General features: G+C 74.0%; 12 protein-coding genes. 6 read left to right on the top strand and 6 right to left on the bottom strand.

Going from position 1 to position 24,203, the window contains the following annotated elements; translation table 11 throughout:
• Positions 1 to 59 precede the first annotated feature (59 nt).
• The 5 genes from BLT97_RS13175 to BLT97_RS13150 are packed head-to-tail and all read right to left on the bottom strand — an operon-like array spanning position 60 to position 14,785.
• Positions 60 to 1,217: a glycosyltransferase gene (locus tag BLT97_RS13175; protein ID WP_093609461.1), complete on the bottom strand. Its 1,158-nt coding sequence runs from the start codon at positions 1,215 to 1,217 to the stop codon at positions 60 to 62.
• Positions 1,214 to 2,131, bottom strand: coding sequence for an alpha/beta fold hydrolase (locus BLT97_RS13170; RefSeq protein ID WP_093609459.1), 918 nt, complete (start codon positions 2,129 to 2,131; stop codon positions 1,214 to 1,216). The genes BLT97_RS13175 and BLT97_RS13170 overlap by 4 nt, the downstream gene beginning before the upstream one ends.
• Complete coding sequence (locus BLT97_RS13165) at positions 2,128 to 2,421, bottom strand: acyl carrier protein (RefSeq protein WP_093609457.1); 294 nt, start codon at positions 2,419 to 2,421, stop codon at positions 2,128 to 2,130. The genes BLT97_RS13170 and BLT97_RS13165 overlap by 4 nt, the downstream gene beginning before the upstream one ends.
• Positions 2,418 to 7,301, bottom strand: coding sequence for a type I polyketide synthase (locus BLT97_RS13160; RefSeq protein WP_093609455.1), 4,884 nt, complete (start codon positions 7,299 to 7,301; stop codon positions 2,418 to 2,420). Before BLT97_RS13160 ends, BLT97_RS13165 begins: the two co-directional genes overlap by 4 nt.
• 8 nt (positions 7,302 to 7,309) lie before the next feature.
• On the bottom strand, positions 7,310 to 14,785 hold the full coding sequence (locus BLT97_RS13150; RefSeq protein ID WP_245769302.1) for a type I polyketide synthase: 7,476 nt from the start codon (positions 14,783 to 14,785) through the stop codon (positions 7,310 to 7,312).
• Between the two features lie 610 nt (positions 14,786 to 15,395).
• On the opposite strand from BLT97_RS13150, the gene cobT reads away from it, so the two are divergent.
• The 3 genes from cobT to BLT97_RS37845 all read left to right on the top strand — a co-directional run bounded on the left by cobT (position 15,396) and on the right by BLT97_RS37845 (position 19,088).
• A complete protein-coding gene (cobT, locus tag BLT97_RS13145; RefSeq protein ID WP_093609453.1) occupies positions 15,396 to 16,484 on the top strand; it encodes a nicotinate-nucleotide--dimethylbenzimidazole phosphoribosyltransferase in 1,089 nt (362 codons plus the stop codon).
• A gap of 85 nt (positions 16,485 to 16,569) precedes the next feature.
• Entirely contained in the window at positions 16,570 to 18,348 is a 1,779-nt protein-coding gene (locus BLT97_RS13140) for a phosphatidylglycerol lysyltransferase domain-containing protein (protein WP_093609451.1), read from the top strand.
• Positions 18,345 to 19,088 carry a hypothetical protein gene (locus tag BLT97_RS37845; RefSeq protein ID WP_245769301.1) on the top strand — a complete coding sequence of 248 codons (744 nt, stop codon included), beginning with the start codon at positions 18,345 to 18,347 and terminating at the stop codon, positions 19,086 to 19,088. Before BLT97_RS13140 ends, BLT97_RS37845 begins: the two co-directional genes overlap by 4 nt.
• Here the strand turns inward: BLT97_RS37845 and BLT97_RS13130 are convergent.
• Positions 18,983 to 19,792, bottom strand: coding sequence for a hypothetical protein (locus BLT97_RS13130; RefSeq protein WP_245769300.1), 810 nt, complete (start codon positions 19,790 to 19,792; stop codon positions 18,983 to 18,985). The genes BLT97_RS37845 and BLT97_RS13130 overlap by 106 nt on opposite strands.
• A gap of 87 nt (positions 19,793 to 19,879) precedes the next feature.
• On the opposite strand from BLT97_RS13130, the gene BLT97_RS13125 reads away from it, so the two are divergent.
• The 3 genes from BLT97_RS13125 (at position 19,880) to lpdA (ending at position 24,152) form a co-directional block, all read left to right on the top strand.
• Positions 19,880 to 20,683: an adenosylcobinamide-GDP ribazoletransferase gene (locus BLT97_RS13125; protein ID WP_093609449.1), complete on the top strand. Its 804-nt coding sequence runs from the start codon at positions 19,880 to 19,882 to the stop codon at positions 20,681 to 20,683.
• Positions 20,684 to 20,822: 139 nt separating this feature from the next.
• Positions 20,823 to 22,349 carry a leucyl aminopeptidase gene (locus BLT97_RS13120; RefSeq protein WP_093609447.1) on the top strand — a complete coding sequence of 509 codons (1,527 nt, stop codon included), beginning with the start codon at positions 20,823 to 20,825 and terminating at the stop codon, positions 22,347 to 22,349.
• 414 nt (positions 22,350 to 22,763) lie between these two features.
• Positions 22,764 to 24,152 carry a dihydrolipoyl dehydrogenase gene (gene lpdA, locus BLT97_RS13115; protein WP_176953751.1) on the top strand — a complete coding sequence of 463 codons (1,389 nt, stop codon included), beginning with the start codon at positions 22,764 to 22,766 and terminating at the stop codon, positions 24,150 to 24,152.
• Positions 24,153 to 24,203: the final 51 nt, after the last annotated feature.

Below are 24,203 nucleotides of genomic sequence, written 5' to 3'. Positions count from 1 at the left end.
GTCGGGGTGCGGACTCGGCGGCGCTCGGCTCCGGTCCACGGCGGAGTTCTCCGGGACGCTCAGCTCCGGTCCACGGCGAACTTCTCCAGGTGTGCGGCCGCGGCCGCCGCTCCGCCGGCCGCGCGGAAGGAGTCACCGATCCGCCGGGCCGCCTCGCGGTGGGCGGTGTCGTCGAGTACGGCGTCGAGCGCGGCCCCGATCTGCCGGCGCCCGCTGCGCCCGAACCTCACCCGCACCCCCGCGCCCGCGGCCGTGACCTGGGCGGCGACGAGCGGCTGGTCGTCGCGGATGGGGGCGACGACCAGCGGGACGCCGTGCCACAGGGACTCGGCGACGGTGTTGTGCCCGGCGTGGCTGATGACCGCGGACGCCCGTTCGAGCAGGGCGAGTTGAGGGATGCGCGGGAGGACGAGCACATCGGTGTCGGACTCGGCCGTGAGCACCCCGCCGGGGTCGGCGACCACCGCCTGGATCCGCCCGTGCCTCTCCCGTACGGCCGCGGCGCACTCGGTCAGGAAGCGTGCGCCGACGTCGGTGTTGGCGGTGCCGAGCGAGACGAGCACAGTCGCCCGGTCCTCGTCGAGCCACTCCCAGGGGAAGTCGCCCGCGGGGCGGCGGGTGAGGGCGGGGCCGACGAAGCGCACCTGGTCGCCGTAGGCGCCCTCGCCCGCGAGTTCGGGGGTGGTGAAGGCGAGGACGAGGTCCGGCGAGAAGCGCGGGTCGTGGTCGCGGGACGGGTCGCCGATACGGGAGCGCAGTCCGGCCACGAGCGAGGCCACCCACTCCCCGATCTTCGGCATCCCGTCCAGGGCGTCGCTGAACTCGGCGGAGGTGGTCGAGGAGGTGACGTACGGGATCCCGGCGCGCTCCGCGACCAGCGCGCCGGCCAGGGTCTGCTGGTCGGCGACGACCACATCGGGCCCGAACTCCCGTACCGCCTCCGCCACTCCGGGCGCCATCGCCTCGGCGAGCGGCACGAAGAACTCCTGCCACAGGAACTGCAGCGCGGCCGCGCCCCGCAGCTCGGCGGGCCGTTCCAGGAGGCCGGGGATCTCGCAGGGGAACACCTCGGCCTCCGGGCCCGCCAACTCCTCGACGAACCGCGGCAGTCCGGCCCACGCCACCCGGTGCCCGCGCGCGGCGAGCTCGGCGGCGACGCTGACGGTGGGGTTGACGTGGCCGACGAGCGGCGGCACGACGAAGAGGAAGCGGCTCATGGGGTCGGCACTCCCGCGTGCAGGCCGGCGGGCGCCGGATCGCGGCCCTCGCGCAGCTCCTCCTGGCGCTCGCCCGGCTCCTCGTGGCTCTCGCCCAGCTCCACGGGGTCCCCGATCAGCTGCTTGTGGCCCTCGCGCACCCACTCCAGGAGGAGCGGGCCGACCGTTTCCGGGGTGCCGACGAGGACGGAGTGGCCGTGTCCCTGGACGGCGTGGGTGCGGCAGTGCGGGAGGAGGCCGCGCAGCCAGCCGGCCATGTCGGCGAGGTCCGAGTTCGCCCCGTACACCGCGAGCACCGGCACGGCGAGGGAGCGCCAGGCGGCCTCGTCGGGGATGCGGCTCGCGGCGATGTCCTCGGCGATGGACGTGCCGTGCAGCAGCCGCATCGACCAGCGCACCAGGCGGGCCTCGTGGCGGCCGTAGGTCTCCTCGATCCACGGCAGGGTGCGCTCGTCGTGCAGCTGGTACGCGGATCCGGCGAGCAGGCCGCTCATCTTCCGCGCCCAGGCTTCGGTGGGCGGCTCGGACTCGACGATCAGGACGCTCGCGACGCGGCCCGGGTGGTGCAGGGCGTAGTCGAGGGCGACGGTGCCGCCGAAGGAGTTGCCCACGAGGTGGACGGGCCCGGCGACGCCCAACTCGTCGAGCAGGAGGGCGAGATCGCCGGAGAACTGCTCGATGCGGTAGCCGTGCGGGGGCCGGGTGGTGCGGCCGTGGCCCCGCTGGTCGTACATCACGACGTCGTACCCCGCGGCGGCGAACACGGGGGCGACGGTGAAGTAGTAGCTGGTGAGGTTGTCCGTGGCGATGCCGTGCACGAGGACGACGGTCTCGCGGCCGCCCGCGCCCGGCGCGCCCTGCCCGTCGAGCCGCTCGACGTTGAAGCGCAGGCCGCCCGCGTCGAGCCGGGTCACCGCAGGCGCCCCACGATGTAGTCGGCGAGCTGACCGACGGTGAGGCCGATGATCTCGGAGAGTTCGAGCGAGGCGAACCAGGCCGGGAAGTCGACCTGGTCGCCGTAGCGGGCGCGCAGCTCCGAGGTGAGCGACACGAGGTCGATCGACTCCAGGTCGAGGTCCTCCACGAAGCGGGTCTCGCGGGTGATCGGGACGTCCTCGAACTCCAGGTCGTCGAGGACGGCGCGCAGGGCGCCGCCGATCTCGGCGAGGACGGCCTCTTCGTCGACGGTGGCGGGGCTGGTCATGAGGTGGGCTCCTCGGGGGCGGGGGACGCTGCGGGTGCTGGGGTGGCTTCGGGCGCCGGGAAGGCGTCGGGTGCTGGGGTGGCTTCGGTCGGTGCGGTCGTCCGGGTGGGCGGTTCGGTCCAGGCGACGACGTAGCGGCGGGCGGGCAGGCCGGGCGGGTTGGCCGCGGTGGTGAGGCGTACGCGGTGGGTGGCGCCCGAGGGCGTACGGACGGTCAGTGCGTCCGTCCCGCCGGGCGTCTCCGGTCCTTCGGCGGTGACCGTGAAGTCCCGCGGGCGGCCCTGGATCCCGGTGCCCTCGGCCTTCGCGGCGGCCTCCTTGGCGGCCCAGATGCGGGCGAGCGCCTCGGGGTCCGCGCCGAGCGCCTCGTAGAGCGCGCGCTCGCCGGCGCCGAGCACCGCGTCGACGGTGGCGGCGGGCCGCTCGGTGATCTCCTCGATGTCGATCCCGACGGGCCCCCGCTCCCGTACGAGCGCCACGGCCGCCTCCCGGCAGTGCGCCAACGACACGTCCATACGGGGCAGCTGGCGCCCGTGGACCCCGTACGCGTACGGGCGGCCGCTCGGCTCGTTGGCGATGCGCACCTCGCCCGGGAACACCGGGCCTTCGCCGCCCGCCCACAGCAGCCGGCGCACGGCGTCCTTCGCGGCGATCCGGCCGAGCAGCCACTGGCGCTTGCCGCGCGGCGGGTGCTGGAGGTAGGCGGTGCGCTCGTCGCCGGTGAGCTGGTTGCGCATCATGAGCTCGCGCGAGGCGGGGTCGGGCCAGCACTCGAAGACCAGCTGCCAGCCGCCGGCCTGCTCGGTGGAGAGGGTGCTGCGCTCCGGGAACCGCTTGACCTGGTCGGTCTCGGGCGGCGAGTCGAAGCGGCGGTCCTGCCAGCCGCGGATCTCGGCCCAGACCTGGTGGCCGCGGGTGAGCTGGACGTCGGCTTCGAGGACCGTCTCGGTCAGGGCGGTGATCCGGATGTGGCAGTCGAGCCGCGTGCCGGGTTCGGGGTGCGGGCCGAAGAAGCGGGCCTCCTTGATGCCGACCGGGAAGACGACGGTGCGGTCGGTGTGGGTGGCCATCAGCCAGTAGCCGAGCAGCTGGCCCACGTTGTCGAGCAGGGCACCGGGCGCGGGCGGGGCGGTCAGGACGCCGCGTACATGACGGTCGCCGAGTGCGGTGATGTGCGTGACCCCGCGGAACAGGGGGCCGTGGAACATCCACCGCTCGTCGTACATCTCCTGGGCGGAGGTGGTGGGCCGGCGCTCCCCGGTGGGCGGCGCCCAGGGGGCCGGTGGCTGCGCGTGGGTGCCGGTCTCGAGGACGGCGCGGGCGTGCCGCCCGAAGCTGACGGCGTACCGGCCGGGGGCCTCGGTGACGGTCTCGATGACGACGTCTTGCGCGGGCTCGGCCACGGCCCACTCCAGGAAGCGCGCGTCACGGACGGCGACGAGGGGCGCGTGCGGCTGCGGCAGGGCCTGGGCCATCAGGTGCACGAGCGTGGTGGCGGGCACGACCGGCCAACGGTCGCCGATGTCCGGCCAGTCGGGCCGCTGCCGGAAGAAGCAGTGGTCGGTGAGGTACGGGAGGGTGGTGAGGGAGATGGTGAAGGGGGTCTGGGTGGTGGGGGTGGGGGTGACAGGAGTACGCGGGGCCGTGGTGGGGCTGCCTGCGGGGGTGGCCGCGTTCGGTGTGGTGGGGGTGGGGTGCGGGGTGTGGGGCTGCCTGGGCTGGTGTGCGGGGCGGGGATTGTCAGTGGTGGTCGATAGCCTGGAAAGGGCTTCGGCCCCCGGGCGGGAGGGGACTGTTCGGGGTGCACCGGAGAACGCCACAGCAGACGCCGCCGTAGCCCCAGCCCTGGTCGCGCCCCCAGCCCTCGCCGCAGCCGCCAGGACCTCGTTCGCCGTCTCGGCGGAGGCGTCGAGCAGGGCCTGAAGGTCGGCGGCCAGTGCTGACCCCGCGAGGGATTCCGGGAGTTGGGCGGCCGTACGCGTGGGCTCCCCCACGGCTCCGGGCCCGGCACCCCGCAAAACCACCCGCAGCCGCTCCCGCGTCGCCGTATCGAGGGAGACCAGGCCGGCGCCGAGGTCGAGCGGCACGGTGCGCGAGGCGGGCGCGGACACACGGTCCGGCTCGCTCGCGGGCTCGGACTGGGCCGCGAGCTCGGACCGGGGCGCGGGATCCGACTCAGGCGCGGACCCGAACTCGCCCGCAGGTCCGGCTACTTCAGCCCTGCGAACACCTGCCCCCGACACCACCCCGCCCAACGCCCCGAACTCCGGCTCCCCGCCGTACGCCCACACCCCCGCCGCCACCCGCACCAGCTGGGCCAGGCCCGTGCTGCGCGGTGCGTTGGCCGTGACCGCGAGGTGCGGGCGGCCCGACAGGGTGTCGCCGACCAGGGCGGGCAGCTGGCCCGAGCCGAGCTGGACGAAGGCGCGGAACCCGGCGGCGTACATCTCCTCCGTCAGCATCCGGAAGCGCACCGGTTCGAGGAGGTGGCGGACGAACAGCTCGCGCACACCGCGCTCGTCGGCCGGGAAGGGCGCCGCGGTCGTGCCCGACCAGACCGGGACAGCGGGCGGGTGCAAGGCGAAGGTGCGGGCGGCCGTCTCGATCGGGGCGAGGTAGGGCGCGAGCATCGGGGTGTGGAAGCCGGACTCGAACGGGAGCACCTGGCCGAGGACACCGTCCTCGCGCAGCCGGGCGGCCAGCGCCTCCACCTGGGCGTGCGGGCCGCAGGCGACGGACTGGCGCGGGGCGTTGTCATGCGAGAGGGCGACGCCCGGGAAGTCGTCGAGTACCGCCTCGACCTGTGCGGCGGGGGCGCCGAACGCGGCGAAGGCGAGGCCGGGTACGCGTAGCGAAGAGGGGTCGAAGTCCCGGAGGAACGCGTCCACTTGAGCGGGTGCGTACATTCCGGAGACGGCCATCGCCGTCCACTCGCCCACGCTGTGCCCGGCCACCGCGTCCGGCGCGAGACCGATCCGTCCGAGGGCCTCGGCGAGCAGCCGGCCGACGCCGAAGACGGCGGCTCCGTGCTCGCCCACGTCCCCGACCCGCGCGTCGGCGAACTCGACGGGCGGCAGCCCGAAGTGCCGCGCCACGTCGTCGATGCGCGGGCTGAACTCGGCTTCGAGGCCGGGGAAGAGGAAGGCGGTGCGGCCGCCGCCGGGTCCGAGCAGCGGGCGCGGCGAGCACCAGACGTCGCTGCGCCCGCCCCACTCCCGCCCACGCTGGGCGGCCTTGCGGGCGAGCGCGAGGTTGCGGGGCGTGGGGTCGACGACGGCGACCCGGGCGTGCCCGGCGCCCGTCACCTCGCCCGCGCCGCGCCGCAGTTCGGCGTCGTCGGCTTCGAGGAGCGCGGCGAGGGCCGCCGTGTCGGGGGCGGCCAGGCGCAGGAGTTGTACGGGTTCGGTGACCTGGGCGCCCGAGACGCGCGGCGGCCGGGAGGCGCCCTTCTGCACCGGGCCGGTCACCGTCTCCGTCACGGCATCCGGCCCCTGCTCAAGGACCACGTGCGCGTTGATCCCGCCGAACCCGAACGCGTTCACCGCCGCCCGCCGCACCTCGCCCTCCCACGGCCGCGCGGAGGCCACCGGCCGGAAGCGGGTCTCCAGGAGCGCCGGGTGCGGGTCCTCGCAGTGCAGGGTCGGCAGCAGGACGCCGCGGTGGATCGCGAGCGCGGCCTTCACCAGGCTCGCGACGCCCGCCGCGGGCATGGTGTGCCCGATCATCGATTTCACGGAGCCGATCACCGCGTCGGGTGCGGTGCCGCGGCCGAACACCTCGGCCAGGGTGGCCATTTCGGCCCGGTCGCCGTTGGGCGTGCCGGTGCCGTGTGCTTCGAGGAGGCCGAGCGAGCCGGGTGCGGCCGGGTCGAGTCCGGCGGCCTCCCAGGCGAGCCGTACGGCGCGGGCCTGCCCGCCGGGGTCGGGGTTGACCAGGGACTGGGCGCGTCCGTCGCCCGCGACGCCGACTCCCCGTACGACCGCATAGACGCGGTCGCCGTCGCGCTGCGCGTCCTCGAGCCGCTTGAGCACCACGACGCCCGTGCCCTCGCCCATGAGGACGCCGTCCGCGTCCTTGTGGAAGGGGCGGATGCGGCCGCTCGGCGAGAGCGCGCGCAGCTGCGCGAAGACGGACCAGAGGGTGATGTCGTGGCAGTGGTGGACGCCGCCGGCGAGCATCACGTCGCAGCGTCCGGCGGCGAGTTCGGCCACGGCCTGGTCGAGGGCGACGAGGGAGGAGGCGCAGGCGGCGTCGACCGTGTACGCGGGGCCGCGCAGGTCGAGGCGGTTGGCCACGCGGGAGGCGGCGAAGTTGGGGACGAGGCCGATGACGGACTCGGGGCTCTCGGGTCCGCCCAGCGCGTCCTGGAAGGCGTCCCGTACGAGCGCGAGCCGGTCCTCGCCGAGTTCGGGCAGCAACTCGCGCAGAGTGCGGACCAGTTGGGCCGAGGTGCGCAGCCGCTGGTCGAGGCGGGCGAGGCCCGAGGTGAGATAGCCGCCGCGGCCGAGGACGACACCGACCCGCGCGCGGTCCGCCGGGAGCCCGCTCACCGTGTCGGCGAGCGCGGCCGCGGCGGTGCGCAGCGCGATCAGCTGGTCGGGTTCGGTGGCCGCCACCGAGCCCGGCATGATCCCGAAGGCCGTCGGGTCGAAGGCGGTGATCTCGTCGAGCCCGTCGACGAAGCCGCCGCGCCGGCAGTAGACGGCGTCCGGCCGGCCGCCCGCCGGGTCGTAGAACGCCTCGCTGTCCCACCGCCCGGCGGGCACCTCGCTCAGCGCCTCCCGGCCGTCGACGAGGTTGCGCCAGTACGTCTCCAGGTCGGCGGCGCCCGGCAGGGTCACCGCCATGCCCACGATGGCGACGGGCTGCTGCTGTCCCATGGTCCGGCTCACCAGCCGGACGCGGTGTAGACGACCTCGTCGGTCTCCGCGTCGCCCCAGGCCAGTTCGCGCAGCAGGGCGAGCACGCCCTCCTCGGGGTCGATCAGCTCGATCCCGCGCCGCGCGTACTCGCGGCCGAGCTCCGGACCGACCATCCCGTCGTGCGCCCCGGTCGGCGCCCACGGCCCCCAGTGCACGGTCAGGGCGCGGGTGCCGGTGGCCTCCTGCCAGCGGCGGCCGATGCGGGCGAGCGCGTCGTTGGCGGCGGCGTAGTCGATCTGGCCGCGGTTGCCGAAGACCGCCGAGATGGAGCCGAACAGGACGGTGAAGCGCGGGAGTTGGGGCAGCCGGTGCAGGGCGGCGAGCAGCGTGCGCGCCCCGTCCACCTTGGTGCCGTACACCCGCCCGAAGGAGTCCGGGTCCTTCTCGGCGATGAGCTTGTCCTCGATGACGCCGGCGGCGTGCACGACCCCGTCGATCCGCCCGTACATCGCGTACGTCTCCTTGACCGCCTGCTGCACGGCCTCGGCGTCGCGCAGGTCGACCGGGCGGTAGCCGGCGGTGCCGCCCGCGTCGTGGATCTCGGCGAGGGTGCTCGCGATCTCGCGCTGGGCGAGGACGCGGCTCACGGTCCGCTCGATCTCGGCGGGCCGCAGACCGCCGCGCGCGATCAGGGCCGCGCGCAGGGCCGCGCGGTCGCGGGCGTCGGGGAACTCGTCCGGTACGTCGGGGAGTTCGGTGCGTCCGAGCAGTTCGATACGGCAGCGGGACGCGGCGGCGAGCGCCACGGCGAAGCGTGCGGTGATGCCGCGCGCGCCGCCCGCGAGGACGACCACCGAGTCGGGTCCGAGCCCGAGCACGGTCGCCTCGGCGACGCCGGTGCCGGCCGGTCCGGCGCCCGCGGTGGCGAGCAGCCCGAGGTCCTGTTCGCGTACGGCGAGTCCGCGGCGTTCGCTGCGCGTGCGGAGCACGACCGGCTCGCGGTCGGGGGCGAGCAGCTCCTCGACGATCATCTCGGCCTGCTCGGCGGCCCCGCGCGTGGGATCGACCTCGACGCTGCGGGCGACGGTGTCCGGATACTCACGCGCCACCGTCCGGAAGAACCCGGCCAGACCGCTGGTGTCCTTGGCGTGCTGCGCGGCGAGCAGCCAGCGAGGGCTGCGCCGCAGTGCGGCCCGGAACAGCGGGAAGGCGCCGGGCAGTACGGGCTCCGCGCCCTCGGCGAGCGCCCCGACGTGGATCAGCCCGTCGACCGCGCCCTGGTGCCCTTCGAGGTCCTCGCCGGCCCGCGAGGCGATGGCGCCGAGCACGGTCAGCCGCGTCACGAGCGCCTGCGCCACCGGCGTCCCGTCCCCGACCAGCAGGAACCGCTTCCCGCGCAGATCGTTGGCGGCGACGGCACCGGGTGCGGGGGCCGGGTCGAGGGGGGTGGGGGCGAGCAGGTAGCGCTTGGGGGCGGCGATGGTGAGGGCGGGCTCGGGCTCGGGATCGGCCGCAGGCTCGGGCTGGGACTCGGGTTGCTGCACCGGCTCCTGGAGCTGCACCGGCTCGATGGGCTCCGCCGCCTCCGCGGGTTGCTGGACCTGCGGTCGTACGGGGGTGAAGTCCTGAGCCTGTACGAGCGCTGCGGTGTCCTGCGGCTGTACGAGACGACCGTCCTGCGGCTGTACGGCGACGGGCTCGGTGTCGGCCGGAAGCACCGGAGCCGGGGCATCCCACTGCGTGGCCGTGGGCTCCATCGGGGCGGGTCCGGCGGCGGGCTCGGGAGCGAGGGAGCCGGGCAGCGTGCGAAGGTCGGCCGCGTCGGGCGTGTGGTCGATCCAGGCGGGGTCCTCGGCGGGGTTGCCGGTGAGGAGGTCTTCGGAGGCCTGGGCAGGGGCGGCGGCCGCCGGCTCCTGCGCACCGCCGACCCGTACGGTCAGCCACTCCGCGATCCCCGCGGCCGTGCGCGCCCGGGTCAGCTCCTCCAGCTCCGCGTCGGGCAGGGAGCGGAGGTCCGTCCCGGAGCCGAGGAGCCGACGCCCCAACTCCCCCGCAATCTCCGTCCGCTTGATCGAGTCCACACTCAGATCCGCTTCCAGATCCAGATCCGGCTCGATCATCTCCACCGGATAACCGGTCCGCTCCGCGATCACCGCAAGGACCGTGCCCAGCACATCCACCGCGGCCTCGGGCGCAGATGCAGGTGCCGGTGCAGCAGCCGGGGCAGCCGCGACGGCAGGCGCAGAGGCAGCGGCAGGCGCGGCCCCGGCCCGCCCCTCCAGCCACTCCGCGATCCCCGCCGCCGTTCGCGCCCGGGTCAGTTCCTCCAGCTCCGCGTCGGGCAGGGAGCGGAGGTCCGTCCCGGAGCCGAGGAGCCGACGCCCCAACTCCCCCGCGATCTCCGTCCGCTTGATCGAGTCCACACTCAGATCCGCTTCCAGATCCAGATCCGGCTCGATCATCTCCACCGGATAACCGGTCCGCTCCGCGATCACCGCGAGCACCGTGCCCAGCACATCCACCGCCGGGGTGGCGGCAGCGGGCGCCTCGGCGGCGGGCTGGGGCGTCGCGCCCGTCTCGACGACCGAGGCCTCGAGCACCGGCAGCACTGGCATGACCGGCGTGACCGGCAGCTCCGGACCGGCCACGGGCACAGCGACAGGAGCGGGAGCGACCGCCCCCGCCCCGCCGAAGTACGTAAGCAGCACATCCCGCTGCGCCGCCACCATCTCGCGGCTGTTCTGCAGGAACGCGCGGAGCAGGGCCTCAGGGTCGTCGGGGCTGTGCCCGGTCCAGTCCGTACTCACACTCGCCTCCAGGGCAATACGTCGGGCGGGCTGCAGCGCTCCGGGCAGCGGGCTGCCGTCGGCGGTGCGGACCAGGTGGCCGTCCACCGTCCAGGCGGGGCGCTTGGGTTCGGCGCCGCGGGTGGCGAGCGCCGCGTCGCGGCCCGCGAAGAGGCGGGTCGCGGCGAGGTCCACACCGGCCGCGAACAGCCGGGCCAGGGCGTCGAGATGGCCGCGCAGCCCGCAGTCGGGGCGCGGTTCGAACGGGACGGCCGCGTGCGGCCGGTCGCCGAGGATCTGGCCGACGAGGCCGCTCAGGACGGTTCCCGGTCCGGCCTCGACGAAGACCCGCGCCCCGGCCTCGTACATCGCCTCGATCTGCTCGGCGAAGCGGACGGGTGCGCCGATCTGTTCGGCGAGGTTGACCCGTACGTCGGCGGGCGATGAGGGGTAGCGGGTGCCGGTGCGGTTGGCCCAGACCGGGAACTCGGGGGTGCGCACCGGGTATCCGGCGAGCGCGGCCGAGAAGCGCGGGACCGCGCGGGCGACGAGCGGGCTGTGGAAGGCGCAGGCCACGGGCAGCGTGCGGGCGGTGAAGCCGGCCCGGCCGAGGGCCTCGACGGCCTGGGCCACGGCCTCGGTGGGGCCCGAGATGACGGTCTGCGCGGGTGCGTTGTGGTTCGCGGCGACCACCCGGTCGTGCAGCCCCGCCTCGACGATGACCCGTCCGGTCTCCTCGGCCGAGGCGACCACCGCGGCCATGGCGCCGGGGTCCTCACCCGTGGCGGCGAGGATCGCGTCCGCGCGGGCCCGGCTGAGTCCGGCCAGCGCGGCGGGGTCGATGCTGCCGGCCGCGCAGAGGGCGACGAGTTCGCCGTACGAGTGTCCGCCGGCCATGTCGGGGCGTACGCCCGCGAGGGTCAGGACGTCGTACGCGGCGAGCGAGACGGCACCGAGTGCGGGCTGGGCGTTGCGGGTGTCGGTGAGGCGGGCGCGCTGGGCCTTGCGCTCGGCGTCGCCGAACGCGGCGGGCGGGAAGAGCGCGTCGACGGGTGCGCCGTGCAGGTGGCGCTGGGTCTCGGGGAAGGCCGCGAAGACCTCGGCGAGCATGCCGGGCCGCTGGCTGCCCTGTCCGGGGAAGAGGAAGGCGACCTTGCCGTCGAGGCCTTCGGTGTCGGCGGGGAACACGCCCGCCGCGCGCTTGCTGTCCAGCAAGTCCCGTAGCAGAGAAGGCAGTTCGTCGGTCGACTCGGCGACGACCGCTCCGAAGAAGGCGCGGGGGGCGGTCTCCGCGCGCCGGGCCGCCGCGTACGCCAGGTCGCGCAGCCGCCAGGCGCCCGACTCGGCGAGGGCGAGGGTCTCCTCGACGGCTTCCCTGCTGCGGAAGACGAACAGCTCGGCGGGCCACTGCGCGCTGCCCTGCCGGGGCGGTACGCCGCCGTCGTACGCCTGGAGCACCACGTGGAAGTTGGTGCCGCCGAACCCGAACGCGCTGACGCCGGCGGTCCGCCGCGCGGGCGGCTCGGCCCACGGCAGGGCGCGCCCGTGGAAGGCGAAGGGGCTGTGGGCCTCGGACCAGGCGGGGTTGGGCTCGCTGATGTGCAGGGTGGGCGGGCGCACGCCGGTGTGCAGGGCGAGGGCGGTCTTGATGAGTCCGGCGAGGCCGGCCGCGCACTTGGTGTGCCCGATCTGCGACTTGACCGAGCCGACCACGCAGCCGCCGCGCTCGGCGCCCGCTTCGGTGAACACCTCGGACAGGACGGTGAGTTCGGTGCGGTCGCCGACGACGGTGCCGGTGCCGTGCGCCTCGACCAGGCCGACCTCGGCGGGCGAGATACGGGCCTGGGCGTAGGCGCGCTCCAGGGCGGCGCGCTGGCCTTCGGGGCGCGGGGCGGTCAGCCCCAGCGAGCGTCCGTCGCTCGCCGCGCCGACGCCCTTGATGACGGCGTAGATCCGGTCGCCGTCCCGCTCGGCGTCCGCGCGCCGCTTGAGCACCACGCAGGCCACGCCCTCGCCGAGGGCGATGCCGTCGGCGTCGGCGGCGAAGGGCTTGCAGCGCCCGGTCTTGGACAGGGCGTGCACGGAGGAGAAGAGCAGGAAGTCGTTGATGCCGTTGTGCAGGTCGGCGCCGCCGCACAGCGCCACGTCCGCGGCCCCGGAGGCGAGTTGGGCGCAGGCCACGTCCACGGCGGTGAGCGAGGAGGCGCAGGCGGCGTCGACGGTGAAGTTGGCGCCGCCGAGGTCGAGGCGGTTGGCGATCCGGCCGGAGATGACGTTGGACAGGAGCCCGGGGAAGGAGTCCTCGGTCAGCTTGGGCAGCTGCTGCTCGATGCCTTCCGGCAGCCGTCCGAGATACGAGGGCAGTACGGTCCGCAGGGTCGTGGCGTTGGACGTGTCGCTGCCGGCTTCGGCACCGAAGACGACGCAGGTGCGCTCGCGCGGGAAGTCCTTGCGGTCGAGGCCGGCGTCCTTCAGGGCGCGGCGGGCCGCTTCGAGGGCGAGCAGCTGGACCGGCTCGATGCTGGCGAGCGAGGCCGGCGGGATCCCGTACGCCAAGGCGTCGAAGGGGATGCGCGGCAGGAAGCCGCCCCACTTGGAGGCGGAGACGTCGTGGGCCTCGGCGTCCTCGCCGAAGTGCAGGGCGGGGTCCCAGCGTTCGGCGGGCACCTCGGTGACGGCGTCCTCGCCGGCGAGGATCTGCGCCCAGAAGGCGTCGAGGTCGGGGGCGCCCGGGAACATCGCGGACATGCCGACCACGGCGATGTCGAGCGGGTCGGGGACGGTCGCGGCGGCTTCCGGGGCTTCTTCCTGGGCCTCATCCGTACGGAGCCGGGCCGCGCGCCGCGCGTAGAACTCGGCCGCCCGGTCGGCGACCCCGTGGTGCAGCTCGGCGACGGTGGTGGTCGCGGCGCGCAGCACGGCCACCTCCCCGGCCATGAACATGCCCTCGTCGACCTGGCGCTGCTCGTCCACGTCGACGAGTTCGTCGCCGACCCGCTCGATGCCCTTGCTGGCGATACGGAGCCGGCCGACGTTGAGGCGCTCCAGCTCCTCCCAGGCCTGCCGGTCCGGCACGCCCTGCTCGCGCAGCTCGTCCTTGAAGGACTGGTAGGCGGCGGTGAAGGCGCTGGGCACGCAGCGGGTGGCGTGGCCGGGTGCGGTGTGCAGGAGTTCGGTGGCCTCGGCGTCCAGGACGGCCTGCTGGAACAGCGGCCGGATCGCCCCGCAGGCCACGGCCTCCTCGGTGAAGAGGTAGGCGGTACCCATGAGCACGCCGGTGGCGAGGCCGCGCGCGGTGAGCGGTGCGGCGAGCGCGGCGACCATCGCGGCGGAGCGCTCGTCGTGGATCCCGCCCGCGAAGAAGACCTGGATCGCGGCCGGGTCCACGTCGTCGTGCTCGTCGAGGAAGTCCTCCAGGACGGCGAGTTGGGCCTCCCACAGCGGGAAGCTGTTGCGCGGTCCGATGTGGCCGCCGCACTCGGCGCCCTCGAAGACGAACCGCCGCGCGCCCGCAGCCAGGAACTGACCGAGCAGTCCGGGCGAGGGCACGTGCAGGAAGGTGACGATGCCGTCGGCTTCGAGCGCGGCGGCCTGCGAGGGGCGGCCGCCGGCGATGACGACGTGGCTCGGGCGGATCTCCCGTACGGCCTCCAGTTGGGCGGTACGGACCTCCTCGGGCGCGAAGCCGAGGATGCCGACGCCCCAGGACCGGTCGCCGAGTGCGGCGCGGGTCTGCTCCAGCATGGAGCGGGTCTGCTCGCGTCCGGCGAGGGCAAGCGCGATGAACGGCAGACCGCCGCCGTCCGCGACGGCCGCGGCGAACCGCGCCTGGTCGCTGACGCGGGTCATGGGGCCCTGGGCGACGGGGAGCGCGGTGCCGAGGGCGCGGCACATGGCGGAGCCGCCGCGCAGGGCCGCTCCGTCGGCGCGCACCGCCTCGTCGATCCCGCGGTGCAGTGCGGCCAGCGCGGCCCGGACGGTCCCGTACTTCGCGGCGAACCGGGTGCCGAGGAAGGCGTCCTGACCCAGCGGCAGCAGATCCTCGCGCAGGACCGGCGGCAGCCCGGGCCGACGCCGGTCGAGCACGCGGCTCCCGCCGACGATCACGGTCTCGGACCCGTCGGCGGTCCGCAGGAAGGCGCCGACGGCGGGCGCGACGTCGCCCTCTTCGAGCAGCGCGAGCTGGACGTCGAGCACGACACCGGTCGCGCCCGCGAGCACCGCGGCCGCGGCGGTGTGCGGCCCGATCCCGCCGCAGGCCCACACGGGGACGGACTCCCCGACGACGGCGAGCACGCGCTGGAGCAGCACGAAGGTGGACAACTCCCCGCAGGGACCGCCGCATTCGCTGCCCCGCACGACAAGACCCGAGGCGCCGTCCTCGACCGCGTGCACGGCCTCGGCGGCGCTGCGCACCTCGACGAGCACGGTGTGCGCGGGGACCTGCGCGACGCTCCAGGGGGCGTCGGGGGCGAGCAGCACGGTGTGCGGGCCCGCGGCGTCGCGCAGTTCCTCGGGCTCGAACGCGCAGTCCTTGCCGACCCGGACCCCGAAGGCGCCGGGTGTCCAGCGGCGGGCGAGCGTGAGGGCCTCGCGGGCTTGGCGCCCGCCGCTGCCGAGGTCCAGGACACCGAGTCCGCCGGCTCGGGAGACGGCGGCGGCGAGACGCGCGTTCGGCTCACCGAACGGGCTGACGCCGATGACGGTCTGCGTCACGGAAGCGGGCTCCTCTTGTAGGCGCGTGCAGGACGGGGACGTGCGGCGGGAGGCATACGAGCCCAACCCGCGCAGTACGACAATCCGACTCAAACCGGAACGTAAGGGATCCCTTCGCGCGACGCAATGACGCTCCGAAGTCAGTGCTTCACATGGCGTAACCAGGAGGTCTGTCGGACTGACGGGGTGTCAGGGGGTGCTTGTGGGGTGGGCGCTTGTGGGGCCGGGTGCGCTTCACCTCCCTCGCCGCGGAGCGGCGGAGCGGCACGCTCGGGCGCAGCCCGGCGAAAGCGGGGTGCAGGGGCGCAGGCCCGCGAGGCCGGGCGCGGGGGCGTCAGCCCACGCCCCTCACCTCCCCGCCGCGGGGCCCGGGGCGCCAGCCCCCGTCCCCCACCTCCGCGCCGCGGAGCGGCGGAGCGCCGTGCAGGGCGAAGCCCTGGCAACGCCGGGGTGCAGGGGCGCAGCCCCGCGAAGCCGGGGCCCGGGGGCGTCAGCTCCCGGAACCCACCCCGCCGCGGAGCGGCGGAGCAGCGTGCCGTGGGCGGAGCCCCGGCCGAGTGCGGGGACCACGAGAACCACGGCACCCCGCCCCCCGGTAACGTTCACCCGCATGAGCGCGCTGAATCTCGATGACTTCGCCGATCTGGTCGAGCGCCCCGACGGCGGCATCCGCCGTGACGCCGAGGACCGCCGCGGCCGCCTCGCCGTGCCGCCCGGCGCGCTCGGCCGGCTCGACGAGCTCGGCGAGTGGCTCGCGGCGGCCCAGGGCTCCGTACCCGTGCAGCCGCTGCGCCAGCCGAAGGTGCTCCTGTTCGCGGGCGATCACGGCATCGCGGAAGCGGGCGTGTCCGCGCGCACGGCCGGCAGCGCGCACGAACTGGTGCGCGCGGTGCTGGACGGCGCGAGCCCGGTCGCGGTGCTCGCACGCCAGGCCGGTGCACCCGTGCGCGTGGTCGACGTGGCACTGGACTGCGACCCCGAATCCCTGCCCGCCGAGGTCGGCGGTTATCGCGTACGGCGCGGATCGGGCCGTATCGACGTCGAGGACGCGATGACCGAGGCGGAGGCCGAGCAGGCCTTCCGCGTCGGCATGGCGATCGCCGACGAGGAGGCCGACGCGGGCACCGACCTCGTGATGCTCGGCGACCTCAGCGTGGGCGGCACCACCACCGCCGCCGTCCTGATCGCCGCCCTCTGCGGCACCGACGCCTCCGTGGTGACCGGCCGCGGCGGCCGCCCCATCGACGACCTCGCCTGGATGCGCAAGTGCGCCGCGATCCGCGACGCGCTGCGCCGAGCACGGCCCGTGCTCGGCGACCAGCTCAAGCTGCTCCAGACCATCGGCGGCGCCGACCTCGCCGCCCTGACCGGCTTCCTGTTGCAGAGCGCGATCCGGCACACCCCGGTCATCCTCGACGGTGTGGTCTCCGCCTCCGCCGCACTCGTCGCCCAGCGCATCGCCTTCCGCGCCCCCGACTGGTGGCTGGCGGGACAGACCAGCGGCGAGCCGGGCCAGGCCAAGGCCTTCGACCGGCTCGCGCTCGAACCGCTGCTCGCGCACGGCGTGACCGCGGGCGAGGGCACGGGCGCGCTGCTCGCCCTGCCGATGGTGCAGGCCGCCGCCGCACTCGCCGCCGAGCTGCCGGTCCTGGACGAGAAGCCCGAACAGGAAGAACCCGAGACCGCACCCACCGCCTGAGCACCCGTCAACCCCGCGCCGCACACCATCCGTACGGCGCTCCCTGGCCCCGTATTGTCCGTTTCGCCCCATAGGATCGGCTCCCATGGGAGAGGCCGGACGTGAGCCAGGGACCGCCGCCGACCTGCGGGGCACCGCAGACCCGCGGGCCGCGGCGCACCGCAGACGGGCGGCGGCGTTCGCCGTCTGGTATCTGCGGGGCGTCGCGTTCCTCAACTTCCTGAGCGCCTTCTGGGTCTCCTTCGCCCAGGACCTGCGGCGCCACAACACCGACGACTTCTTCACCCCGTATCTGCTGACCGCGGGCTTCGCCTCCGGCCTGTTCACGCTCTTCCTCGCGGTCACGATGCGGCGCCGCAAGCGCGCGGCCTGGATCCTCAACTCGGTGCTCAGCGGCGCCTTCCTGGCGCTCTTCGCCTTCGCGATGCTCTTCGAGGAGATCCGCCGCCATCCGCAGAACTGGGTCTCGCTCGGCCTGACCGCCGCGTTCGTCGGGGCCCTCGTCATCGGCCGCACCGAGTTCTACGCGAAGGGCGACCGCGCCAATCCGAAGCTGGCCGCGATCGTCGGCGCGGGCGGGCTGCTCGGCACCTCGCTGCTGGCCGCACTCTTGGTCACCGCCACCGACCAGGGCACCAAGGCCGGATTCCTCGACCGCTGGCGCTACGGCACGGCCCGCCTGGTCTCGCTCGCCGCCGACGAGTCGCACCCGACGATCACCACCCCCGGCTGGGTGGACGTCTCCATCAACGTCCTGAGCACCGCGCTGCTGCTCGCCGTCCTGTACGCGGCGTTCCGCTCCCGCCGCGCGGTGGACCCGCTCACCGAGGAGGACGAGAAGCGGCTGCGCGAACTCCTCGACCGGCACGGCGAACGCGACTCACTCGGCTACTTCGCACTGCGCCGCGACAAGAGCGTGGTGTGGTCCCCGAGCGGCAAGGCGGCCGTGGCGTACCGCGTCGTCGGCGGCGTCTCGCTCGCGTCCGGCGACCCGCTCGGCGACCCCGAAGCCTGGCCCGGCGCGATCGAGCCCTGGCTCGCCCAGGCGCGCGAGCACGGCTGGGCGCCCGCGGTGATCGGGGCGAGCGAGGAGGCCGGCACGATCTACGCCCGGCACGGCCTCGACGCTCTGGAGCTGGGCGACGAAGCCCTCGTCGAGACAGCGGAGTTCACGCTCGAAGGCCGCGCGATGCGCACCGTCCGCCAGGCCCACAACCGGGTGCAGCGCGCCGGTTACCGGGTCCGGATCCGGCGGCACGAGGACATCCCGGCCGAGGAGCTCGCGTATCTGCTGCAAAGGGCCGACGACTGGCGTGACGGCGCGACCGAGCGCGGCTTCTCCATGGCGCTCGGGCGGCTGGGCGATCCGGAGGACGGACGGTGCGTGATGGTCGAGTGCACGGACCGGGAAGGCGAGTTGAGGGCGCTCCAGTCCTTCGTCCCCTGGGGGCCCAAGGGCCTCTCCCTCGATCTGATGCGGCGTGACCGGGACGCGGACAACGGCCTGATGGAGTTCATGGTCATCGAACTCCTCAGGAAGGCGGGGGACATCGGGATCGCGCAGGTCTCGCTGAACTTCGCGATGTTCCGCTCGGTCTTCGAGCGCGGATCCCGGATCGGCGCGGGCCCCGTGCTCCGCCTGTGGCGTTCGCTGCTCAGCTTCTTCTCGCGCTGGTGGCAGATCGAGTCGCTCTACCGCGCCAACGCCAAGTACCGGCCCATCTGGGAGCCGCGGTTCCTGCTCTTCGAGAAGAGCGGCGACCTGCTGCGGATCGGAGTCGCGGCGGCCCGCGCCGAAGGGTTCCTGGAAGCACCCGGCCTGCCCAAGTGGCTGCACCGGCGGCACCTGGCGTCCCACCGGTGAACCGCGTGACCGCGCTCGTACGGGCGGAATGGGGCCCGCTGTACCGGGCCGTGCGCGACGGGATCGCCGCGAAGAAGTGGCGCGCGATCCCTGTCACGCTCACCGCCGTCTGCCTCACCGCGCTGATGCAGTACGTCCAGAACCAGGAGTGGGGCTACCAGTTCGTCCAGAACCTCGGCTCCGTACGCGCCGAGGAACCCCTCTGGCTCGCCCTGCTCCGCACCCCACTCTCGCTCTTCGTGCCGGCCCTCGACCTGCCGGTCTGGGGCGCGCTCGGCCAGATCCTCCTCGTGTTCGGGATCGCGGAGATCACGCTCGGCTGGTGGCGGATGCTCCTCATCGGCTACGTGGCCACGCTGGCCGGGACGCTCTACGCGCGGTTCGGCATCTGGCTCGGCGAGGACCGGCCGCTCGGGCTTCCCGCATCGGACGCGCAGGTGGTGGACACGGGACCGTCGGCCGCTGTCGTGGGCCTCGCGGTCTACGTGTGCTGGCGCTACCGGGCCTGGTTCACGATGGCGCTGGTGGTCGGCGCGATGGTCGTGGAGACGGTGATCGAGGACAATCTCGCGGGCCGTGAGCACCTCGCGGCGATCGTCGCCGTGCTGCTCCTGTGCGCGCTCTCCGCGCTGCGTCAGCGCCGCCGCTCGGGCATGTGGTCCGGGCCCGGCGCCGGATCGGGGTCGACCACCGAGGTGCGCCGCGGCTCGGGGTCGAAGCGGCCGCCGAGCCACTCCTGAACCTTGCGCCGCGGCTTCGACCAGCGGCGGTCGTGGTGGTACGCGCGCAGGGCGCCCTTCGAGCGGGCCCGCGGGCGGTTCTTGTAGAAAAGCTTCCACCAGGGCGAACCCGGCCGCGCCAGCCGGATCCCGCCGAAGATCGCCACGAAGGGCACCACGGTGCCGAGCATCGCCATCCGCGGCTTGCCCTTGGCGAGCGCGATCAGGGCGAAGAAGAAGTTCATGGCCGTGTTCATCACGACGATGGTCCGGCTGTGCCGTTCCTCGGCGGTGAGTTCGTTGACGCCGAACGGCAGGAAACCGCCGAGGACGAGGGCCACCAGGGCCGCGGTCAGGACGACGATCTCGACGCTCTTGCGTCCGGCTTCGCTCCAGTACACGTCGTCGAGGTGCAGGATCAGCGCGAACTCGTCGAGGACCAGGCCCGCGCCCAGGCCGAAGATCACGGCCGAGACCATCGAGCCGAAGCTGTGCCGGCCTGCGGCGACGGCGCCGAAGCCACCGATGATCGTCAGGATGATGCCGGGCACGACGTGGTGGATGTGCAGGTCGCCGGCCTTCACGTTCCCGAACGGTCCCTTGCCCGCCCGGATCAGGCGCGTGATGATCCGCGTGACGAGGAACGACAGGACGAACGAGACCAGCGCGAGCAGCAGCGGCAGCTTTCCCGGTTCGACGATGTTCCGGTACCACCAGTGACCCACGCCACGCCCTCCCGCTTTGCCCGCCTTGCCCCGTATCGGAGCCGTATGCGTCATTTAACGCGCAACGGCGGCGGTTAGCCTGCCGCGGTGACTCCCCAGGACGACACCGCTCCCCCGCCCGCCCGTCTCGCCGACGGCGTGCGCTTCGCTTTCGGCACGCTGACGGTGCTGCCCGTGCGGGTGGACCGCTGGGACCGGACGGCCGCGCGCGCCGGCATGCTGTGCGCGCCGCTCGCGGGCCTGGTCGTCGGTCTGTGCGCGGGGGCGGCGGGCGGGCTGCTGCTCCTGCTCGGCGCGGGTCCGCTGCTCGCGGCGGTCGCGACGGCCGCCGTGCCGGCGCTGCTCACCCGCGCCCTCCACCTGGACGGCCTCGCGGACACGGCCGACGGCCTCGGCAGCGGGAAGCCCGCCGCCGAAGCCCTCACGATCATGAAGCGCTCCGACATCGGACCGTTCGGCGTGGTGACGCTGCTGTTCGTCCTGCTCGCGCAGGTCGCGGTGTTCTTCCAGGTGTACGAGGAGGGGGGCTGGGCGGCCGGGGCGGTGGCCGCGGCCGTGGCCCATGTCGCGGGACGCACCGCGCTCACCCTGGCCTCGCGCCCCTCCGTCCCCGCCGCGCGGCCCGAGGGCCTGGGCGCCGCGGTGGCCGGGACGGTGCCGTGGAAATCGGCCGTGGCGGTGTCCGTCCTCGTCATCTGCCTTGCGGGCGCGGGCGGTTACGGCACGGTGGGCTTGCTGCGCGGGGCGCTGGCGGTGGCGGGTTCGCTGGTGGCCGGCGAGCTGCTGCTGCGGCGGTGCGTGCGCAGGTTCGGGGGCATCACCGGGGACGTGTTCGGCGCGGTCGCGGAGGCCGCGGTGACCGGGGCTCTGCTGGTGCTCGCGCTGGGCTGACCACGCCTCGCGCACGGACGCAGCGGCCGCTCCCGTACGGATAAGGCCCACCGCGGGCAGCTCAGCGGTGCGCAAGCGTAGGCTCACCGGGGGACACACACGCCCAACGGACTCACAACGGAAGAGAGAACTCACCACCGTGACTGCTCTTGCTCTCAGCACCGCCGCCGCGGCCGGCCTCAAGGCCGACGCGCTCGTCGTCGGAGTCGCCAAGGGCGACAAGGGCCCCGTCGTCGCCCCCGGCGCCGAGGCCGTCGAGAAGGCCTTCGGCGGCAGGCTCGCCACCGTCCTCGAGACCCTCGGCGCCTCCGGCGGCGAGGGCGAGGTCACCAAGGTTCCCGCACCCGACGGCGTGAAGGCTCCGCTCGTGCTCGCGGTCGGCCTGGGCGCGGTGCCCGAGAAGGGCGAGTCGTTCGACACCGAGGCGCTGCGCCGCGCGGCCGGTGCGGCCGCCCGCGCCCTGTCCGGCACGAAGAAGGCCGCGTTCGCGCTGCCCGTCGAGGACGCCGCGGCCGTGCAGGCGATCGGCGAGGGCGCGCTGCTCGGCGCGTACTCCTTCGTCGCGTACAAGGAGAACGGCAACGGCAAGAAGGCCAAGGACGCCAAGGGCCCGCTCGGCGAGGCCGTGATCCTCGGCAGCAAGCCGCGCGACAAGGCCGCGAAGGCCGCCCTCGAGCGCGCCACCGCCGTGTCCGAGGAGCTCAACCGCGCCCGCGACCTGATCAACACCCCGCCGAACGACCTCAACCCGGAGGCCTTCGCCGCGGTCGTGCAGGCCGCCGCCAAGGAGCACGGCCTCAAGGTCCAGGTGCTCGACGAGAAGGCGCTCACCAAGGGCGGCTACGGCGGCATCCTCGGCGTCGGCGCCGGCTCGGACTCCCCGCCGCGCCTGGTGAAGCTGGCGTACACGCACTCCAAGGCGAAGAAGCACCTGGCCTTCGTCGGCAAGGGCATCACGTACGACTCGGGCGGCATCTCGCTGAAGCCGGCCGGCCACAACGAGACGATGAAGTGCGACATGAGCGGTGCCGCCGCCGTGTTCGCCGCCGTCGTCGCGGCCGCCCGCCTCGGCCTGGAGGTCAACGTCACCGGCTGGCTGGCGCTCGCCGAGAACATGCCCTCGGGTTCCGCCACGCGCCCCGGCGACGTCCTTCGCATGTACTCGGGCAAGACCGTCGAGGTCCTGAACACGGACGCCGAGGGCCGGCTCGTCCTGGCCGACGCGATCGCCAAGGCCTCCGAGGAGAAGCCCGACGCGATCGTGGACGTGGCGACCCTGACCGGCGCCATGATGGTGGCGCTCGGCTCGCGCACCTTCGGCGTCATGGCCAACGACGACGCGTTCCGTACCGCGCTGTACGAGCTCGCCGAGGAGAACGGCGAGCCGGCCTGGCCGATGCCGCTGCCGGAGCACCTGCTCAAGGGCATGGAGTCGGCCACCGCCGACATCGCCAACATGGGCGAGCGGATGGGCGGCGGCCTGGTGGCCGGCCTGTTCCTGCGCGAGTTCGTGGGCGAGGGCATCACCTGGGCCCACATCGACCTCGCGGGCCCGGCCTTCAACGAGGGCGCCCCGTTCGGCTACACCCCCAAGGGCGGCACCGGCACCGGTGTGCGCACCCTGGTGGCGCTGGCCGAGCGCACGGCGGCGGGCGACCTCGGCTGAGGCCTGCCCCACCGGCACGTGTGTGACCCTGCGGCCCCGGGCTTCTGCCCGGGGCCGTTCGCGTATGCCGGGCCCTGTGCGGGACAAGCCGCCCGGACCCGCCGCGTATACGCGAAGCCCGCCGGGGTACGCGGCACGCGGTGCCATCGCCCCAGGTCGCACGCGCCGACCCGCGCCGTGCGGATTTCGCCCAGAACGAAATCCGTCCGCGGCAAAGACGCGATGACCTTGCTCTGTGATCGATCAAACGTCTCGCACTGCGGCCCGACGTCCCGCCGCCCGCCGACAAGTGCGAAGATGGCCTGTGGCAGGACAGGGCCCCCACCACAGGGCCGAAGGACAAAGCGGCCGAACACCAGCCGCCGCGCGGTCAGTGAGGACCGGCGTACGGCGCACATGCATGGAGGACGTGACGTGGCGAACGACGCCAGCACCGTTTTCGACCTAGTGATTCTCGGCGGCGGTAGCGGCGGATACGCCGCGGCGCTGCGCGCCTCTCAGCTGGGTCTGGACGTCGCCCTGATCGAGAAGAACAAGCTCGGCGGCACCTGCCTGCACAACGGCTGCATCCCCACCAAGGCGCTGCTGCACGCCGGTGAGGTCGCGGACCAGACGCGCGAGAGCGCCCAGTTCGGCGTGAAGTCGACCTTCGAGGGCATCGACATCGCGGCCGTCCACAAGTACAAGGACGACGTGATCTCCGGCCTGTACAAGGGCCTTCAGGGTCTCGTCGCCTCCCGCAAGGTGACGTACATCGAGGGCGAGGGCCGTCTCTCCTCCCCGACCTCCGTCGACGTGAACGGCCAGCGCATCCAGGGCCGCCACATCCTGCTCGCGACCGGCTCCGTGCCGAAGTCGCTGCCGGGCCTGGAGATCGACGGCAACCGCATCATCTCCTCGGACCACGCGCTCGTCCTCGACCGCGTCCCCGAGTCCGCAATCATCCTGGGCGGCGGCGTCATCGGCGTCGAGTTCGCCTCGGCGTGGAAGTCCTTCGGCACCGACGTCACCGTCATCGAGGGCCTCAAGCACCTCGTCCCGGTCGAGGACGAGAACAGCTCCAAGATCCTGGAGCGCGCCTTCCGCAAGCGCGGGATCAAGTTCAACCTCGGCACGTTCTTCCAGTCCGCCGAGTACACGCAGAACGGCGTCAAGGTCACCCTCGCCGACGGCAAGACCTTCGAGGCCGAGGTCCTCCTGGTCGCCATCGGCCGCGGCCCGGTCTCGCAGGGTCTCGGTTACGAGGAGCAGGGCGTCGCGATGGACCGCGGCTACGTCCTGGTCGACGAGTACATGCAGACCAACGTGCCGACGATCTCGGCCGTGGGCGACCTCGTCCCGACCCTCCAGCTCGCGCACGTCGGCTTCGCCGAGGGCATCCTGGTGGCGGAGCGCCTTGCCGGGATGAAGGTCGTCCCGATCGACTACGACGGTGTGCCGCGCGTGACGTACTGCCACCCGGAGGTCGCCTCCGTCGGCATCACCGAGGCCAAGGCCAAGGAGATCTACGGCGCGGACAAGGTCGTCGCCCTCAAGTACAACCTCGCGGGCAACGGCAAGTCCAAGATCCTGAAGACCGCCGGTGAGATCAAGCTGGTCCAGGTCAAGGACGGCGCCGTCGTCGGCGTCCACATGGTCGGTGACCGTATGGGCGAGCAGGTCGGCGAAGCCCAGCTGATCTACAACTGGGAGGCCCTGCCTGCCGAGGTCGCGCAGCTGATCCACGCGCACCCGACGCAGAACGAGGCCCTCGGCGAGGCTCACCTGGCGCTGGCCGGCAAGCCGCTGCACTCGCACGACTAGCAGCCCTCGGGCCGCCTCGGGCCGCGACAGCCCCCGGCTGTACGGCCCCCA

Source organism: Streptomyces indicus, from assembly GCF_900100315.1.
GTDB classification, from domain to species: Bacteria; Actinomycetota; Actinomycetes; order Streptomycetales; family Streptomycetaceae; genus Streptomyces; species Streptomyces indicus.
Note: the sequence above shows the minus strand (reverse complement) of the source record. Positions and strands in the feature narration are given on the sequence as shown.